General features: G+C 59.4%; 14 protein-coding genes. 3 read left to right on the forward strand and 11 right to left on the reverse strand.

Annotation, left to right across the window (positions count from 1 at the left end):
• Positions 1 to 3: 3 nt before the first annotated feature.
• Entirely contained in the window at positions 4 to 1,080 is a 1,077-nt protein-coding gene (locus RBQ93_RS08075; protein WP_320371594.1) for a hypothetical protein, read from the reverse strand.
• Between the two features lie 69 nt (positions 1,081 to 1,149).
• On the reverse strand, positions 1,150 to 1,728 hold the full coding sequence (locus RBQ93_RS08080; RefSeq protein WP_320371595.1) for a flavodoxin family protein: 579 nt from the start codon (positions 1,726 to 1,728) through the stop codon (positions 1,150 to 1,152).
• 139 nt (positions 1,729 to 1,867) lie between these two features.
• Between RBQ93_RS08080 and RBQ93_RS08085 the strand changes: the two genes are divergently transcribed.
• On the forward strand, positions 1,868 to 4,549 hold the full coding sequence (locus RBQ93_RS08085) for an MMPL family transporter (RefSeq protein WP_320371596.1): 2,682 nt from the start codon (positions 1,868 to 1,870) through the stop codon (positions 4,547 to 4,549).
• On the opposite strand, the gene lptG is transcribed toward RBQ93_RS08085, so the two are convergent.
• Together lptG and lptF are read right to left on the reverse strand one after the other, a co-directional pair.
• Complete coding sequence (gene lptG, locus RBQ93_RS08090) at positions 4,511 to 5,590, reverse strand: LPS export ABC transporter permease LptG (protein ID WP_320371597.1); 1,080 nt, start codon at positions 5,588 to 5,590, stop codon at positions 4,511 to 4,513. The two genes, RBQ93_RS08085 and lptG, sit on opposite strands and share 39 nt — an antisense overlap.
• On the reverse strand, positions 5,590 to 6,723 hold the full coding sequence (lptF, locus tag RBQ93_RS08095) for an LPS export ABC transporter permease LptF (RefSeq protein WP_320371598.1): 1,134 nt from the start codon (positions 6,721 to 6,723) through the stop codon (positions 5,590 to 5,592). Before lptF ends, lptG begins: the two co-directional genes overlap by 1 nt.
• A gap of 234 nt (positions 6,724 to 6,957) precedes the next feature.
• On the opposite strand from lptF, the gene RBQ93_RS08100 reads away from it, so the two are divergent.
• The gene (locus RBQ93_RS08100; protein ID WP_320371599.1) at positions 6,958 to 8,922 is read left to right on the forward strand and encodes an ATP-binding protein; all 1,965 of its coding nucleotides are present in this window, start codon (positions 6,958 to 6,960) and stop codon (positions 8,920 to 8,922) included.
• Positions 8,915 to 10,648 (forward strand): putative bifunctional diguanylate cyclase/phosphodiesterase, encoded by a 1,734-nt coding sequence (locus tag RBQ93_RS08105; protein WP_320371600.1) that lies wholly within the window; start codon positions 8,915 to 8,917, stop codon positions 10,646 to 10,648. Before RBQ93_RS08100 ends, RBQ93_RS08105 begins: the two co-directional genes overlap by 8 nt.
• A gap of 64 nt (positions 10,649 to 10,712) precedes the next feature.
• Here RBQ93_RS08105 and RBQ93_RS08110 read toward each other — a convergent pair whose 3' ends face one another.
• From RBQ93_RS08110 to ispE, 7 genes are all read right to left on the reverse strand, one after another.
• Positions 10,713 to 11,087, reverse strand: coding sequence for a desulfoferrodoxin (locus RBQ93_RS08110; RefSeq protein WP_320371601.1), 375 nt, complete (start codon positions 11,085 to 11,087; stop codon positions 10,713 to 10,715).
• A gap of 113 nt (positions 11,088 to 11,200) precedes the next feature.
• The gene (locus RBQ93_RS08115) at positions 11,201 to 12,493 is read right to left on the reverse strand and encodes an HDOD domain-containing protein (RefSeq protein ID WP_320371602.1); all 1,293 of its coding nucleotides are present in this window, start codon (positions 12,491 to 12,493) and stop codon (positions 11,201 to 11,203) included.
• 164 nt (positions 12,494 to 12,657) lie between these two features.
• A complete protein-coding gene (ychF, locus tag RBQ93_RS08120; protein ID WP_320371603.1) occupies positions 12,658 to 13,752 on the reverse strand; it encodes a redox-regulated ATPase YchF in 1,095 nt (364 codons plus the stop codon).
• Between the two features lie 6 nt (positions 13,753 to 13,758).
• Positions 13,759 to 14,340 (reverse strand): aminoacyl-tRNA hydrolase, encoded by a 582-nt coding sequence (pth, locus tag RBQ93_RS08125; RefSeq protein ID WP_320371655.1) that lies wholly within the window; start codon positions 14,338 to 14,340, stop codon positions 13,759 to 13,761.
• 62 nt (positions 14,341 to 14,402) lie between these two features.
• Positions 14,403 to 14,990: a 50S ribosomal protein L25 gene (locus RBQ93_RS08130; RefSeq protein WP_320371604.1), complete on the reverse strand. Its 588-nt coding sequence runs from the start codon at positions 14,988 to 14,990 to the stop codon at positions 14,403 to 14,405.
• 70 nt (positions 14,991 to 15,060) lie between these two features.
• The gene (locus RBQ93_RS08135; RefSeq protein ID WP_320371605.1) at positions 15,061 to 16,005 is read right to left on the reverse strand and encodes a ribose-phosphate pyrophosphokinase; all 945 of its coding nucleotides are present in this window, start codon (positions 16,003 to 16,005) and stop codon (positions 15,061 to 15,063) included.
• A gap of 116 nt (positions 16,006 to 16,121) precedes the next feature.
• On the reverse strand, positions 16,122 to 16,964 hold the full coding sequence (gene ispE / locus RBQ93_RS08140; protein WP_320371656.1) for a 4-(cytidine 5'-diphospho)-2-C-methyl-D-erythritol kinase: 843 nt from the start codon (positions 16,962 to 16,964) through the stop codon (positions 16,122 to 16,124).
• Between the last annotated feature and the right edge of the window lie 37 nt (positions 16,965 to 17,001).

The raw sequence follows: 17,001 nt of genomic DNA on the forward strand, positions 1-17,001 counted from the left end.
GTTTCACCGTTGCAATAAAAATGGAGACGTGCGGTCGGCATCAAAATCGGTCACGTAATAGTAGCCGTAGCGGTCCTGAGAATCTTTGCTGACCCCGCTGGGCCGCTGCAGCGAGGCCCGCAACGCCATCGGCCGATTACTGCTGAAGACAATATACAGCGCATTGGAACTGCTGTGCGGATCAACGGTAAACAGAAATTTTTTCTGATCTTCCCGGCGCGGCCCGCTGCCGGTTCCGGTGCCGATCCCGGTGAAATGCCGGTAGCTACTGCTCAAGGGGCTGCCATCTCCCCAGGAGTGGCCATACCCGATATTGGCGCCGAAATCGAAGCTGAAGGTAACCTCATAGCGCTGCCCTGGCACCAGTCCCACCAACTTGAAAAGGGTATAAAAATAGTCGCTCGGGCCGAAGAAGTTTGGCAGGCCTGCTGGACGCGGCCCGGTGGTGACCGAGGCGTTACCGTTGACCGGCACCTCCACAAAACCGGACGAAAGGGAACTGCTTGGTGTGCCGGCGTTGGCAGTGCAGCGTTTGAGCAGGAACGGCGCGCTGCGATCCAGATCAAAATCGGTCACGTAATAATAGCCATAGCGATCCTGCGAATCCTTGGTGACCCCGCTGGGGCGCTGCAACGAGACCCGCAACGCCATCGGCCGGCTGCTCTTCAGCACCAGATACAACTCGCCACAGCTACTGGCAGGATCGATTGTGAACAGGAATTTCTGCTGGCTTTCCCGGCGCGGTCCGCTGCCGGTGCCGGTCCCGATGCCGGTAAAGGATCGGTAGTCCGTGCCAAAGGGTGTGCCGTCCACCCAGGAATGGCCGTAGCCGATATCGGTGCCGGACTCATAGCTGATGGTGGCCTCGTAGCGCTGTCCCGGAGTCAGACCGGTGAATCTGAAGATCGCATAGGAGTAGTCGCTGGGACCAAAAAACGAGGGCAACCCGGCCGGATGTGCCCCGGTGGTTACCGAAGCGGTTGCATTCAGCGGCACCTCGACCACCTCGGCAGCCCAGGCGCCACCTGTCAGACAGCAGCTCAGCAGCAGGCCCACCAGACCGATCAAGAACGTTTGCATGGCTCTTCCTCCTTTGCAGTGTACGGCTCAACGCACGCACTGCAACCATACCACCGATTGCGCCAAGTGCTACTGACCAGTCACCAGCTGCTCGGCGATCCGCTCGGACCCCTCCATCAGGTAGTCCCGTTTGGTGACGTCGCTGCGCTCCGAGATGCCGATACCGCGCAGCAGGTGACCGGGACGGTAGCCGTACCAGTTGAAAAAGAAATTATAGCGCTCAAAGATGTCCGCAAAACTGTTCTCATCCGGATGGCCCTGGATCAGGATCATGGCCAGACCCTTGCCCGGCTCCAGCCGGCTGCAGTCAGGTCGGGCGTAATATTCGGGCTTGAGGAAACAGAAGGTGCGGTCGATAAATGCCTTGAGCTGGGCGCTGACGTCACCATAGTAGACCGCAGAGGCCAGCACCAGGGCATCGGCCGTCCGCACCGCCTCCAGCACCGGGGCCAGATCGTCCTTCAGCACACAGACCTCCGAGCCGTTCTTGCAGGCGTAACAGGCCTGGCAACCCCGGTAATTGAGGCCGTTCAGGTAGATGGTCTCCACCTCGGCCCCCAACGTCTGGGCCTTTTTTGTCAGACGGGCCACCACGGTGGCGCTGTTACCCTCTTTGCGGGGCGATCCCAACAGACAGACGATCTTCATCTCATACCTCCCCTTGTTTCAAAAACTAGGTGCTCAGCTTACCCCATGCCCTGCCCTTTGTGAAGCGCCCCGTACGATTGACTTTTACCTCCCGGCACGGTAAGCACAACAGGCTATCCGAGCCCGAGGAGTCCCCCGCATGCCTGCACCAACCGTCACCAACCGCCTGTTCAGCGCCATTATCCGTCACCCCTGGCAGGTGCTTGCAATAGCCCTGCTGCTGTCGATCATGGCAGTGGCCTACACGGCAACCAATCTGAAATTTCTGACCGGCCGCGACGACCTGATGCCGAAGCATGCCCCGTTCCAGCAGGATTACCAGGCCTATCGGGCCAGCTTTGGCGACCAGGAGGAGATCGCCATTGTGGTGGAATCAGACGATCCGGCCCTGACCAGCCGCTTCAGTGACCGGCTCTACGCGCGGCTGTCCCAGGAGCCGCGCCTGTTTCTGGAGCTGCTCTATCCGGGCGGGATGCCCTACTTCCGCCAGAACGGCCTGTTGTTCATGCCGCTGGAGGAGTTGCAGCAGCTGGCGCAGACCATCGAACTGGCTGCACCGGTCCTGCAACAGCTGGCGGGCGATCCGTCGATCAAGACCCTGTTCAGCAGCCTCAGCGATCAGATCGACGACTACCTTCTCAATCCCACCCCGGCCAAGCTGCAACGGCTGTCCTTCATGCTCACCACCCTCGACAAGGGCCTGGGCGGATTTGACGGCACCAACGCCACGCTCTCCATGGATGCACTGCTCTCAGGCAGCGTTGACGGCACGCCATCGGCCCTGGAAAACAGCGGCAGGCAGCAGGTAATCACCATCCGCCCCCTTAAACAACCGGGCAGCTTTGTACCGGCCGAACAGGCGATCACAACGGTACGGGCTGAACTGGAGCTGCTGCGCAATGATACGGCATTCAGGGGCGTGACTGCCGGCATCACCGGCGTGCCGGTGCTGGAATATGAGGAGATGGCCACCAGCATGCAGGATATGAAGCTGGCCTCGATCCTGTCGCTGCTGCTGACCGCCTTGCTGCTGCTGTTCGCCTTCCGGGGGATGCGCACGATGCTGGCCGCCATGGTGGCCCTTCTGTGCGCCATTGCAGTGGCCTTTGGCCTGGCCACCCTGCTGGTGGGGCACCTCAACATCCTCTCGATGGCCTTTGCGGTGATGCTGCTGGGGTTGGGGGTGGAGTACGGCATTCAGCTTGTGCTGCGCCACCAGGAACTGCTGCAGCAACAGCCCTTTGAAGAGGCGTTACTGGAAAGCCTGCGCTCAAACCTGCGGCCGATCCTGCTGGCCTTTGCCACCACCGCCCTGGCCTTCCTGACCTTTCTTCTCACCGACTTCCGGGGGATTGCCGAACTGGGGCTGATCGCCGCCGTCGGCGTGGGGGTCTGCTTCCTGGCCACCTTCACCGTGCTGCCGGCCATGTTGGTGCTGGTACACAAGGGTCAAGTGGCAGGGGGCACGGGACACAAAACAGAGCGGCACGGGGCACCAGGTACGTGGCACGGAATTGCGCACTTATTCGCACGTCCCCGCCTGATTGTGGCAGCCACCTCCCTGTTGGCACTGGCCGGCGCTGTTGCCCTGCCCCGCGTACCATTCGACTTCAACCTGCTCAACCTGCAGGCCAAGGGGCTGGAATCGGTGCACTACGCCTACCAGCTGATGCGGAGCAAGGAAAACTCCGGCTACTTCGGGGTCTCCATAGCCAATGACCGTGATGAGGCGCTCAGACTGACCAAGCGGTTTGAGGCGCTGCCCAGTGTTGATCACGTCGTCAGTCTGCCAGCCCTGGTGCCGAACCAACAACCGGCGAAACTGGCTGAGTTGCAACGAATCAAGCAGGTCATGGCCACCGTCCAGCCAGCCCCCTATCAGGAGAACCTGCAGCTGCTGGAACTGCCGGGGGTCTTTGAGCGGTTCCACGAGCGGGTGGCGTTTCTTGTCAAACGGCTGGAGCAACAGAAACTGCCGGAGGCCGGTCCTGCAAACGCCTTTTTGACGACGTTGGACCGGTTTTTCAGCGGACTGGAAAAAGAGAAGGACGGCAACGCCCTGGCCATGTTGCGGGAAACCCAGCAGCGGATGTTTGCCCCGCTGCCGGAAAAACTGGCCCTCTTGAAGGAGAGTCTGAACGCACGCCAGGTAACGGAAGCGGATATTCCGGCTATCCTGAAGCAACGCTTCATCGGCAAGGACGGCCGGCTGCTGCTGCAGATCGCCCCCAAGGAGGAGATCTTTAACGAACAGCCGCTGGCCGCATTCGTCACCCAGATCAAGAGCGTTGATCCCCACGCCACCGGTGAGCCGGTCAGCGTCTACGAATCGTTCAAGATCCTCAAGCAATCCTACCTGCAGGCCTTTCTGTACGCCTTGGGCGGGGTACTGCTGATCATGCTGCTGGCCTTCCGCAGCCTGCGCTCGACCCTGCTGGGGATGACGCCGCTGGTGGTCGGTCTGCTGTTGATGGTGGGGGGCATGTGGCTGTGCGGGCTGCGGTTCAACGTGGCCAACATCATCGTCATGCCGCTCTTGCTGGGGGTGGGAATCGACTCGGCGATCTACATCATCAGCCGTCACCGGCGGGGTGAGGAGTCGCCGGTGCAGGTGGCGACCAGCAGCGCCGGCAGGGGCGTCTTGCTGAATGCACTCACGATCCTGTTCAGTTTCGGCGCCCTGATGGTGGCCCGCCACCAGGGGGTGTTCAGCATCGGCGCGGTGATGTCGCTGGGGATGACCGCCATCGTGCTGGCCTTCCTGCTGTTTCTGCCGGCCTTGCTACTGCTGCTTGACCGTCATCGCCAGCCAGATGCCTGACAACACGAAGATCAGGTTGGCGCCCCAGGCCGCCACCAGCGGCGGCAGCACACCGCTGCGGCCGTAGGACTGCACGGCGGTGTTGATAATGAAGTAGGCAAATCCCAGGGCAACGCCGATGGCAATGCCCTTCGCCACCCCGGCGGTACGGCCGGTCTTCAGCGCAAACGGGATGCCCAGCACCACCATCACCAACGCCCCAAAGGGCAATGCCAGCTTGGCGTGCATCATGGTCAGGTACCGGTCGGCCTTGTAGCCGCCGCTCTGCAGGCTGGTGGCATACTCGCGCAGCTCACGAAAACTCAGGTTATCAGCCTTGTTGTCCAGTATCCGCAGGTCCTCCACCTTCAGGTTCAGCTCCAGCGGCAGACGCTCCACCCGCTGTACCTGTCGGGAACCGTTGCCAAAGGGACGGATCTTGACCTGCTCCAGCTGCCAGCCGGCCTGGCCATACACCGCCCGCTCGGCATCCAGCCGCCGCACCGGCTCCATCAGCCGCGACACCTCCCAGACCGTGACCCCCTTCAGCACCACCGCCGTAGGATCGAACACCTTGGCCTGCAGCAGCAGATTGTTGGAACGGAACCAGATGTTGTTCAGCCTGAAAACGGTGGTGCGATCCTTCTTTCTGATCAGTACCTTGTCGACGTACTCCATCCGTTTGTAACCATGGGGCACCAGCAGCTCGGAATTGATCAGCAGCAGCGCACTACAGCCCAGCCCCAACAGCAGCAAGGGCAAAACAATACGTGGCAGGCTCATGCCGCAGCTGCGCAGCGCAGTCAGCTCACTGCTGCGGGACAGCATCCCCATGGTCAGCAGGGTGGCCATCAGCACGGCAAACGGCATACTCTGACCGATCATTTCCGGCAGCTTGAACAAAAAAAACTGTCCGATAGCCCAGAACGACGCACCATAACGCATAAAGCGGCCGAACTTTTCCATAAAATCAAGGATCAGGTAGATCGCCAGAAAACCGGCCTGACAGAGCAGCAGCATCCGCAGCCAGGCGACGGCAATGTAACGGCTGACGATATTCATCAGGCAGTCCTCCTGGCTGGCAGCAGCAGATCACGCAGCGACCGCTCCTGCACTGCAAGACGAAACAGTCCCAGTCCGCCAACCAAAAACAGCAGGTTGGGCAGCCAGAGCGCCAGAGCCGGTGGAAAACTGCCTTTTTCAGCCAGGGTGCGCAGGAAGGAAAGCAGCACGTAGTAGACCAGCAACACCAGGATGCTGGCCGTAAAACCGGCCCCTTTACCGGAACGGCGGTTAGAAATACCAAGCGGGAGCGCCAGGATGGCAAATACCAGGGCCGCCGCCGGGAAGGCAAAACGGCTGTGCAGCTCAGACAACGCCTTGTTGCGACGCTGGGCTGTACTCTCCGGCGAACGGGCTGCCTGCAGCAGTTCCCCCACCCCCAGATCCTGCTCAGAGCGTACCAATGGGCCGGTCTTGGTCAGTTCGGTGGTCAGCAGATAGTCGCCAAAGGCGATCAGACGATAGCCCCCCTTGTTATCCTGGGTGTGGATACTGCCGTTACGCAGCAGTATGCGCATACTGCCGGTCTTTTCATCGCTATCAACAACACCGTTGCGGGCGAAGATCGTCAAGGGGCGTGCCGGGTCCCGCTCATCCTGGATCATGACCCGGCTCATCTGATGGGTCTGTTCATCGTACTGATCCACATACATCACGATGCCGGGCAGGTCGTCGCGAAAGATCCGCTCCTTAATGGCGGCAGCGGAGTAGGTGCGGGCGATTTCCAGTGAAAACTGCTTGAAGCCGGTGTTACCCCACGGCACCGCCACCAGGCTGACAAACAGGGTCAACAGACAGGCAGCCACGGCACAGGTCAGCACCGGCGGCAGCAGGGCCGACAGACTGAGTCCGCTGGACTTGAAGATCGTGATCTCGTTATCGGACGACAGTCGCCCAAAGGCCAGCAGTACGGCCAAAAGCAACGCCATCGGGATGGTCAGCACCAGAAAGGAGGGCAACAGATAGCCGATCAGCCGCAGCACATCGGGCAACGGTACCCCGTTGGCCACCACCATCTCCATCAGCTTCACCATCCGTCCCATCAGCAGCACCAAGGTGAAGATGGTCAGCCCCAGCAGAAAGATGCCGGCTATTTCCCGTATCAGATAGAGCCTGATGATTCGGTTTTTCATGGGCGGCATGATACATGAGTGCGCCAGCCCTGTAAAGGCGGCGGATGGCTTCCACACCATGTTTCCGCTTGCCTTGCCGCACCATTGCGCCGTATATTTTACACTTCTGCCCCGTACAAATAGCCCTTGGAAGGAATTCCCATACGCCGCCAACCACTGATCATACTCGCCTGCCTGTTCTGGCTCCTCGTCAGCGTTACAGATCGTGCAACGTGTGATCCGCTTACCCTGCGGATGGGACTGGAACAAAACCCGCCACTGGCAAGCGTTTCCTCCGACGGCAGGCCGGAGGGGCTGTTTGTCGATCTGATGAACGAGATTGCACGGCTGGAGGGATGGCAGGTCGAGTATGTCTCCTGCCCTCAGGCCAGATGCCTGGAGATGCTCGGCAACCATCAGATCGATCTGATGGCGCCACTGGCCTGGCTACCCGAGCGGGCCAGACAGTACGTATTTTCGGCTGACGACGTCATCACCAACTGGGGCGTGGTGTACTCTCAACCCGACGCCCACATCCACTCCTTTCTGGAGTTGCATCAACGCCGCATCGGCGTTGTTCCCAACAATGTGCAGACCATCTACCTGCGCAACCACCTGGACGAGTTCGGCATCAATGTCACGCTGGTCAACTACCCAACCTTTGACGATGTCTTCAAGGCCCTTGATCAGGGCGAGGTGGATGTGGCGGTGGTGGGACGCCTGTTCGCCATGCGGCGGGCAGCGGCCTACCGGGTACAGGCAACGCCGATCATCTTCAACCCGATCCGTGTCCACTTCGCCTTTGCACAGCAGACCGACCCGCAGGTGGTGGCCACCATCAACAGGCACCTGGAACGCTTCAAGGGCCAACCCGATTCCTACTATTTCCGCTCCATCACCCACTGGCTACGTCCCGCAGACCGTTTTAGCATCCCGTTCTGGCTGAGGCTGTTGTTTGCATCGCTGGTTGCCAGCTCGCTGCTGCTGGTAGGTTTCACCCTGCTTTTACGTCGCACGGTCGAACGCAAGACCAGCGAACTCAGGAACGCCGAAGCCACCTTCCGTGGTATCTTCGACAACGCGCCGATCGGTATCTTCCAGTCAACGCCCGACGGTCGGCTGATCAGCATCAACAATGCCTTTGCCACCATCTTCGGCTACGCCTCTCCCCTGGTGATGCTGCAAGAAGTTCAGGATATCACCAACCAGCTCTATGCCGATCCCGACCAACGGCGACGGATAGTCCGCCAACTACAGACCACCGAAACGCTGATCGCTGATGATCTGGAATTGCTGCGCTGCGACGGGACCCATTTCTTCGGTACCATTTATATCCGCGCCGTCCGGGGAGACAGCGACCGCGAAAAACTGCTTTTTGACGGTTTTTTGGTTGATTCCACCGAACGGCGCCGGACCCAGGAAATCCTGCTGCAGCATGAAAAGATGCTGATGATCGGCGGGCTGGCAGCCGGCATGGCCCATGAGATCAATAATCCGCTGGGGATCATTGCTCAGGACCTGCAGAACCTACAGCGCAGATTGACACCCGGCCTGTCGGCCAACCGTCAGGTTGCGGAGCGTTTGGGGCTTGATCTTGACACCCTGCAGACCTATCTGGCAGAGCGCGAGATCACCGGCTATCTGCACAGCATCAGCGAGGCTGTCCGACGCACCTCTCGCATCATCGACAACATGCTGCAGTTCAGCCGCCAGAACAGTGGCAACCATCAGCTTGCACCGCTGCACGAAGTGATTGAGCACTCACTGGAGCTGGCCGGCGGGGATTACGAGCTACGCAAGCTGCACAGGTTTCAAGAACTGCGTATCGAGCGCAGCTACGCCCCTGACCTGCCGCTGGTGCCGATCAACGTGACCGAGATTGAACAAGTGCTGATCAACCTGTTCAAGAACGCTGCCCAAGCCATGACAGACTGGTCCGGCGAGCGTGTCATCCGTATCAGCACCCGACGTGACGGCAACTACGCCCTGCTGACGCTGTGTGACAGCGGACCAGGCATGGGTGAAGAGACCCGTCTGCGCGTCTTTGAACCATTTTTCACCACCAAACCGGTGGGGTCAGGCACCGGCCTGGGACTGGCGGTCTCCCACGCCATCATCACTAAAAACCACAAGGGGCTGATCAGCGTCACATCATCACCCGGAAAGGGCTGTTGCTTCATGATCCGACTTCCGCTCACCCAGGACGGAAACCATGCCTAAACCAGCCAGTCAGTCGGTCCTGATCATCGATGACGACGCTGCTCTGCGTCGCAGCATTGTGGCCTACCTGCAGGACTCAGGCTACCAGGTGCATGAGGCCGCGAGCGGCCGCGAAGGCCTGCAGCTGTTTGCGAAGATCAAGCCCGACCTGGTACTAACCGACCTGATGATGCCCGAACTTGACGGTCTGGGGGTGGTGACTGCCATCCGACAAACCTCCCCCGACACACCCGTGGTGATCATCTCGGGCAACGGCTCGGTCAGTTATGCCATCGAAACGGTACGCCAGGGGGCCTGGGACTACATTACCAAACCGATTCATGACTTTACCACACTGGAACAGGTGATCGACAAGGTGAACGAACGGGTCACCGAGATCAATGCCCAACGGAACCGCGAGGCAGAACTTGAACGCAGTGTGACCGACAGTGCCCTCAAGCTGCAACAACTGCGTTCCTGCGACCCGCTGACCGGGCTGCCGATGCGCCAACAGCTGCGTGAGCTGTTCGATGCCTTTGTCAGGCGGGGTGACCTGCCCCATGACCTGTTCGTGATCCTGCTGGACCTGGACAACCTGAAATCGATCAACAAGACCTTTGGCCATGAATACGGCGACCTGTTGCTGGTGGACACCGCCCATCGGCTACGGCAACATGAATCTGCGACCGTCACCGTCGGACGCCTGGGAGCTGACCAGTTTGTGATTTTGCTGACCGGTTGCAGCGAGGTGCATGGCTGCATTCAGGAGCTGCGTCAGGTGCTGGCACGCCCCTTCAGACTGCTTGATGAAGAGGTGTTCATTACGGCCTGTCTGGGCATCGCCGCTTTTCCCCACGACGGCGAATCGCTGGACAGTCTGCTGCAACACGCCAACGCCGCCTTATCACAGGCCAAACTTCTGGGCAGCGACAAGTACGCCTTTTACTCAAGCGGGCTCAGCGAGCGCCTGCGCGAACGGATGTCTCGCGAAACCAGCCTGCACCGCGCACTGGAACGCAATGAATTTTTTTTGGACTATCAGCCGAAAGTCACTGCCGGCAGTTGGCGCATATGCGGGGTGGAAGCCCTGCTGCGCTGGAAGCCGCACCACCAGCAGGCGGTGGTGCAGCCGAACGACTTCATCCCGATCCTGGAAGAGTCCGGCCTGATCATCGAGGTGGGCCGTTGGGTGTTGGAAACCGCTTGCAGACAATTGATGGCCTGGCAGCAGCCGAACGACGCACCACTGCAACTATCGGTCAACATCTCTGCTGTCCAGTTCCATGCCGGCGACCTGCCGGAACTTGTGGAGTCAGTTATCGTTGCCACCGGTATCGAGCCCGAGCGGCTCTGCCTGGAGCTGACCGAAAGCGTCGTCATGCAGGACAGCGAGCTGGCCATGGCAACACTGCAACGGCTCCGCCAGCTGGGTGTCATGCTCTCGATTGACGACTTCGGCACCGGCTTTGCTTCGCTCAATTACCTGCAACGCATGCAGCTAAATGAACTCAAGATCGATCGTTCCTTTGTCAAACACCTGCCAAACGATAAAAACGCCATGGCCATCATCAACTCGGTGCTTTCGCTGGCCGAGAGCCTGTCGCTGACCGTGGTGGCCGAAGGGGTTGAAACCAGTGAACAGGCATCCTTTCTGGCTGACTTGGGCTGCCATCAGCTGCAGGGCTTCTATTTCAGCCGTCCACTGACACCACACGGCATTCAGGAACTGATCTTACCACTGCCATAAAAGACAAGGCCCCCCGGATTATTCCGGGGGACCTTGAGATGCATCCAACCGTGTCAGGTCTCGCTTATGCCTTCCACTGACCATGCAGGTTGCAGTACTCACGGGCCGTGACATTTTCAGCTGTTACGCAGAAGGTAGCCTCCGGGGCCTGGCCCGGCTCCAGGAACTGGCGATATACTTTGCCGTCGGCGATCAGCTCGATCCACTGGATGTAGTGCTTCTCTTCCATCGGATGGGCAACACTGCCCACCTTGACGGTGATAGTGCCGTTGCCCTTCTCGATCACCGGCACATGCTTCTCTTTGGCAGCATCAACGGTGTTCTCTGCCTGCAGCTGCATATTCTCGCCACAGCAGACGATGTTGGCGCCGCCGCCAACCATGACTTCAACAATATTGCCGCAATGCTGACACTTGTAAACTTCAAGACGCTTAGGCATGGGAATCTCCTCCAAAGGTAGTATGGCGCTGGGCCTGCTTCGTTTGGTAGTGTAGCCCTTTTTTCTGACAATGCAAGCACAAAAGACAATATTAGTCTTTTATGCTCGTTGACTCAGGTCGCCTTGATCTGCTCAAAGGAGGTCAACGCAGAGGCAAAAACCTCGCTGACCACCTCAGGCGCCAACTGCAGCGCCTGCAGCAGCTCCGGATCAACCACCTCAACAGAGCCCTCTGCGCAGACAAGCTGATCGGCCACCTGAATCACGCTATGGATCTTGTTAATCATGCCGCCGAAATTTTTGGCATGGTGATAGCGAATCAGTGTCTGAATCGTCTCAGGATAGTTCCACTTTTGGGCAATCAAGGCGCCCAGCTCGGCATGGCGGGTATGTGTCAGTTCATCAAGCAGCCCCTGCTCAATATCGCTATCCTGGGCAACGGTGAGGATAACCGTCTTGCCCAGATCCAGCAACAGCCCTCCCAGAAAAGCCTCCTCCGGATCGAGTCGACACTGGCGGGCCAGGCCGGTGGCGGTGAAGGCGATCTTGAGTGCCGTATCAAGAATGGCCTGCAACTTTTCCTGGGGCAGGCCACCATACTGCATGCTGCTCAGCTTGATACCAGCCACGATATTCATGATCTCACGCATGCCGAGCCGGACAATGGCAAAGTGGATCGAATCCACCTGCCCGCTGCCGCCGTAAAACGGTGAGTTGGCTACCTTGAGAATCCGGGAGATCAGGACCTGGTCGGTCATGATCACCCGCGCCATATCCTGGAAGGTGGCGCTTTCATCGTTGAGCAGCGCGTTGAGTTGCGTGACGATCGAAGGCAGGGCGGGAAGCTGAAAATCCTCGTCGTACAGCCGCTTGCTGAGCAGTTCCAAGGCCTCATTGCGCTGGGTATCAGCATCACGGCTGCGCTCATCAAACAGCCTGACCGCATCGAGCAGGGTGCGGCTGACATCAAGTTGCAGCTCGCCCCCCAGCACCGCCGCCGGAGCGGGGGCCGTGACGGTGACACTGCCTGATGTGGCAGCCAGCAGATCCAGCAAGAGTGACAGCAGGTACTGGCGGAACTGGTTGGTAAGGGTGGGCAGGGAGAGCAGATTTTGTTCAAGCAGATAGCGGGTCAGCGAGACGCCACCAGCCCGGCTCTGCGTCACCGCCTGCATCGCGACCGACTCCTTGAGCGCACCACTTTTCACCAACGCCTCGCCCAGGCTGGCGCCCTGTCTACGCGAGGTGCCAAAGACAAGCTTGCCCTGTTCACAATACAGAACTATTTCATACTCAGCCTCCAGGCTGACGGTCACCACGCAGGTTATGCGGTTCATGTCAATCCACTGCAGAATATCGTGAATAGACATAAACTGCAGCGAGGCCTGAAACAGCACGGTATCCATGAACACCTCTCAGAGTAATGAGCGGCAAAGCCACCAGGGTGATACCACAAAAACAATAAAACAAGAAGCCCTGCTGCGCCTCACTGCTGAAACAGCCTGCAAAAAAAGCCGCCCGACAGAACTGCCGGGCGGCTTAAGGTAGCGGTAACGCATACAAACCTGTGCTAGACGTTGAAACGGAAGTGCATCACGTCGCCATCCTTGACGACATACTCCTTGCCCTCCAGGCGCATCAACCCCTTCTCCTTGGCGCCCGCCTCACCCTGACAGGCGATATAGTCGTTAAAACCGATCACCTCGGCCCGTATGAAGCCCTTTTCGAAATCGGAGTGGATCACCCCGGCGGCCTGGGGGGCCTTGGTGCCCTGGGTAATGGTCCAGGCCCGTACCTCCTTCACGCCAGCGGTGAAATAGGTAATGAGACCCAACAGGTCGTAGCCGGCCCGTATCAGACGGTCAAGCCCCGATTCCGCCAACCCCATCTCCTGCAGGAAGGCCTGTTTCTCATCGCCGTCCAGTTCGGCAATTTCGGCCTCGATCTTGCCGCAGATCACCACCACGCCGGCACCTTCAGCAGCGGCGATTTCACGCACCTGGGCCACAAAAGGATGAGCGCCTTCCAGGTCGTCTTCGGCCACGTTAGCGACGTACAGCACCGGCTTGGCGGTCAGCAGGTGCAGGTCCCGCAGCCAAAGCCGCTCGTCTTCGTTTTCGGCGCAGTCACGCACCTTTTTAGCCTGCTGCAAGAGCGCCTTGATCCGCTCATAGAGCGCCACCTCGTCCTTGGCCTTTTTATCACCGCTACGGGCCAGCTTCTCGGCGCGCAGCAGTTTCTTCTCCAGCGTATCCAGGTCGGAAAGTGCCAACTCGGTGTTGATAATCTCGATATCGTCGGCCGGCGAGACCTTGCCGGCCACATGCACCACGTTTTCGTCGTCGAAACAACGCACCACATGCACCACCGCATCCACGGAACGGATATGGCCCAGGAACTGGTTACCCAAGCCCTCACCGGCGCTGGCCCCTTTGACCAATCCGGCAATATCGACGAACTCGATGGTGGTGTACTGGCACTTCTGCGGCTTGACGATCACAGAAAGCTGGTCGATACGCGGGTCGGGCACCTGTACGATCCCCACGTTGGGATCAATGGTACAGAAGGGGTAGTTAGCCGACTCTGCCCCGGCGCTGGTAATGGCGTTGAAGATGGTGGACTTGCCCACGTTGGGCAGGCCGACGATACCGCAGTTAAAACCCATGATCCGTTATCCTTCCAGATAATTCCTGTTGTTATAGAGGCTCATCGCCTTGGGCACCCCGTCATCCAGCGCCGTTTCCAACATCTCCAGCGCACCGTCCAGCACCTTGGCAAAGCCTTCCATCTCGGACGGGCTGAAGGTGCCCAGCACATGGTTCGTGACCTCACCGTGCAGCGGTCGGCCGATCCCCAGACGCAGCCGCAGAAAATCACCCCGCCCCAGCTGTTCCATGATGGAGCGCAGGCCGTTCTGGCCACCATGGCCGCCACCCTGCTTAAGTCGAGCTGTGCCTAAAGGCAGGTCGATCTCGTCATGCACCACAATCAGCTGTTCGGGCTTCAGCTTGTAAAACTGCAGGGCCGGCATGACCGAGCGGCCGGAGAGGTTCATAAAGGTCTGAGGTTTCAGCAGCACCAGCCGCGTGCCCTTGCGCTCCCATTCGGCGGTCAGGCCGCCGAACTGCTTGCGGGTAATCGAGAGCCCTTCCAGATGGGCCAGCCGATCCAGAAACAGAAAACCCGCGTTGTGGCGGGTCCATTGATACTTGGGGCCGGGATTGCCGAGCCCTGCGATGATGAGCGTCTCCATAGCGTACGAACGCATCAGGGCCGCGGTGCACGAGCAGCCGCGGCCCTGATGCGTAAACGTTCCTAGGCCTCGGCCGGCGCTTCTTCTTCCTTGGTCTTGCCCAACACGCCGACTACCGGTGTCTTGGGGTTTTCAAGACACTTGACACCAGCCGGCAGCGCAAGATCCTGCACGTGAATCGTCTGGCCGATCTTGATGGAGGTGATGTCGATCTCGATATGCTCGGGGATCTGGCCTGGCAGACACTCCACGTGCAAGGTGCGGTTGTCGATATCCAGCAGGCCGCCTTCCTTGACGCCGGCAGCAGTGCCCTTGAGCAGTACCGGCACGTTCACCCGCACTTTTTCGCTCATGTTGACCCGGTGCAGGTCCACATGCTCAGCATTGCCCTTCAGCGGGTCAATCTGCAGGTCGGCCACGATCACCACGGTCTGGTCGAGGCTGCCGCCGCCCTGCAGGGTGATCAGGTTGTTCATGCCGCCCTCACCGGCGATGGCTGCTGCCAGAGCCTTGGGCTCCAGGCTGACCGGAATGGGCTCCATGCCGCGGCCATAAACAACACCGGGAATACGGCCGGCAGCGCGCAGTTTGCGGCTGATGCCTTTGCCGGTGCTGGTACGGACTTCAATCTTCATCTGGGTCTGTTGCATGGGGTCTCTCCTCCAAACGTGGGCATCGGTAGCTACTGCACCACGACGTTTTAGTTATTAGTTGTGTGTATCAGACAAACAGTGAACTGACCGACTCGTCATCGTGTATTCTGCGGATCGCCTCTGCCAGCAACGCGGCTACGCTGACCACCTTGATCTTGCTGGTCCGCTCTGCCTGATCGCCCAACGGAATGGTGTCGGTCAGCAGCACTTCTTCAATGACCGAACCGTTGATCCGGTCAATGGCCGGGCCGGACAGCACGCCATGGGTGGCGGCGGCGTAGATGGCAGCGGCGCCGTTCTGCTTGAGGGCGCCTGCAGCCTGGGTCAGGGTACCGGCCGTATCAATCATGTCATCCAGGATGATGGCGATCTTGCCCGACACGTCACCGATCAGGTGCATTACCTCGGCCACATTGGGGCTGGTACGGCGCTTGTCAATCAGCGCCATCGGGCACTCCAGTCGCTTGGCAAAGGCGCGGGCCCGCTCGGTGCCGCCGGCATCCGGGGTCACCATGACCAGATCCTGACCGGCAAAGCGTTCCTTCAGGTGGTTAAGGATCACCGGTGCGGCGTACAGGTTGTCCACCGGAATATTAAAAAATCCCTGAATTTGCGCAGCGTGCAGATCGATGGTCACCACCCGGTCCACACCGGCGGTGGTCACCAGATCGGCCACCAGCTTGGCCGAAATCGGGGTGCGGGGCGCGGCCTTACGATCCTGGCGGGCATAGCCGTAGTAGGGTATTACCGCAGTGATGGTGGCGGCCGAGGCGCGTTTAAGGGCATCAGTCATCACCAACAATTCCATCAGGTTGTTGTTGGTGGGGGCGCAGGTGGACTGGACCACATACACATCGCGGCCACGCACGTTTTCGCCGATCTCAACCATCACCTCGCCATCGGAAAAGGTCTTGACCCGGGCATTGCCCAGGGGCACTCCCAACCCTTCGCAAATCTTCTGTGCCAATGCGGGGTTGGAGTTGCCGGTAAAGACCCTGATCTTATCGTACATGGCGTGTGCCACCTTTCAGGCTGTGTGAATAACGAGAGAAGAATTTAAGTAATGCGTCATTAGGTACTTGTACTGAGCAAACCAGGCCAGACGCTAACAGTACTCTGATAGTCGCCTTAGCAGGTTTCCGCCACTGCCACGAACCAGTTGTGGTGCTGCTGCAGGTCTGCGGCGGCCTTACGTGCGGTGGCTTCGTCTTCAAACAGACCAAACACCGTAGGCCCGCTGCCAGACATCAGGGCTCCGGACGCGCCAAGACCAACCAGTGAACGCTTAATCTCATCGATCACCGGAAAGGCGGGAATAGTCACTGATTCCAGATCGTTGCCGAGAATATCGCACAATTCGGCCACATTCTCAAAAGAGTTAGGAAGTTTAGCCAGTTGATCCCGCTGTGTCAACTGCAAATTTTGGTAGACCCAGGCGGTGGAGACGGGCAGATTGGGGTTCACCAGCACCACCCAGGCGGTTGGCACCTTGGCAAGCGGCGTCAGCAGCTCACCGATCCCTTCGGCCAGGGCGGTCTGTCCGAACACGAAGAACGGCACATCCGCCCCCAGCGTGACACCGATCTCCATCAGACGTTCAAGGGAAAGTCCCAGCCTCAGCAGTTCGTTCAGCCCCAGCAACACTGCAGCACAATCGCTGCTGCCACCTCCCAGACCGGCTGCCACCGGGATCTGCTTGACGATCTCGATCTCGACCCCCTGATCAGAGCCCGACAACTCCAGCAAGGCACGGGCCGCCTTCCAGGCGATATTGCCCTCTCCTTCCGGTACACCGTGCTGCCCGCAGGTCACCCGGATACCCGGCTGCGCCACCAGACGCAGCGTCACCTCATCACACAGATTGACCCGCTGCATGATCATCCGCAGGTCGTGATAGCCGTTGGGACGTCGGCCCACCACATCAAGACGGTAGTTCACCTTGGCAGGGGCCTGTATGATCATTGACTGCAGCATAGCGTCGCTTCTCCGGCTTATGAAATCAATCGTC

This window comes from Trichlorobacter sp., assembly GCF_034008105.1.
Classification (GTDB): Bacteria; Desulfobacterota; Desulfuromonadia; order Geobacterales; family Pseudopelobacteraceae; genus Trichlorobacter.

Coding starts and splice junctions, on each gene's coding strand:
- lptG (WP_320371597.1), bottom strand. CDS start 5,590: ATGAATATCGTCAGCCGTTACATTGCCGTCGCCTGGCTGCGGATGCTG.
- RBQ93_RS08075 (WP_320371594.1), bottom strand. CDS start 1,080: ATGCAAACGTTCTTGATCGGTCTGGTGGGCCTGCTGCTGAGCTGCTGT.
- RBQ93_RS08130 (WP_320371604.1), bottom strand. CDS start 14,990: ATGCAACAGACCCAGATGAAGATTGAAGTCCGTACCAGCACCGGCAAA.
- RBQ93_RS08105 (WP_320371600.1), top strand. CDS start 8,915: ATGCCTAAACCAGCCAGTCAGTCGGTCCTGATCATCGATGACGACGCT.
- lptF (WP_320371598.1), bottom strand. CDS start 6,723: ATGAAAAACCGAATCATCAGGCTCTATCTGATACGGGAAATAGCCGGC.
- RBQ93_RS08135 (WP_320371605.1), bottom strand. CDS start 16,005: ATGTACGATAAGATCAGGGTCTTTACCGGCAACTCCAACCCCGCATTG.
- RBQ93_RS08115 (WP_320371602.1), bottom strand. CDS start 12,493: ATGGATACCGTGCTGTTTCAGGCCTCGCTGCAGTTTATGTCTATTCAC.
- RBQ93_RS08080 (WP_320371595.1), bottom strand. CDS start 1,728: ATGAAGATCGTCTGTCTGTTGGGATCGCCCCGCAAAGAGGGTAACAGC.
- RBQ93_RS08085 (WP_320371596.1), top strand. CDS start 1,868: ATGCCTGCACCAACCGTCACCAACCGCCTGTTCAGCGCCATTATCCGT.
- RBQ93_RS08100 (WP_320371599.1), top strand. CDS start 6,958: ATGGGACTGGAACAAAACCCGCCACTGGCAAGCGTTTCCTCCGACGGC.
- ychF (WP_320371603.1), bottom strand. CDS start 13,752: ATGGGTTTTAACTGCGGTATCGTCGGCCTGCCCAACGTGGGCAAGTCC.
- RBQ93_RS08110 (WP_320371601.1), bottom strand. CDS start 11,087: ATGCCTAAGCGTCTTGAAGTTTACAAGTGTCAGCATTGCGGCAATATT.
- pth (WP_320371655.1), bottom strand. CDS start 14,340: ATGGAGACGCTCATCATCGCAGGGCTCGGCAATCCCGGCCCCAAGTAT.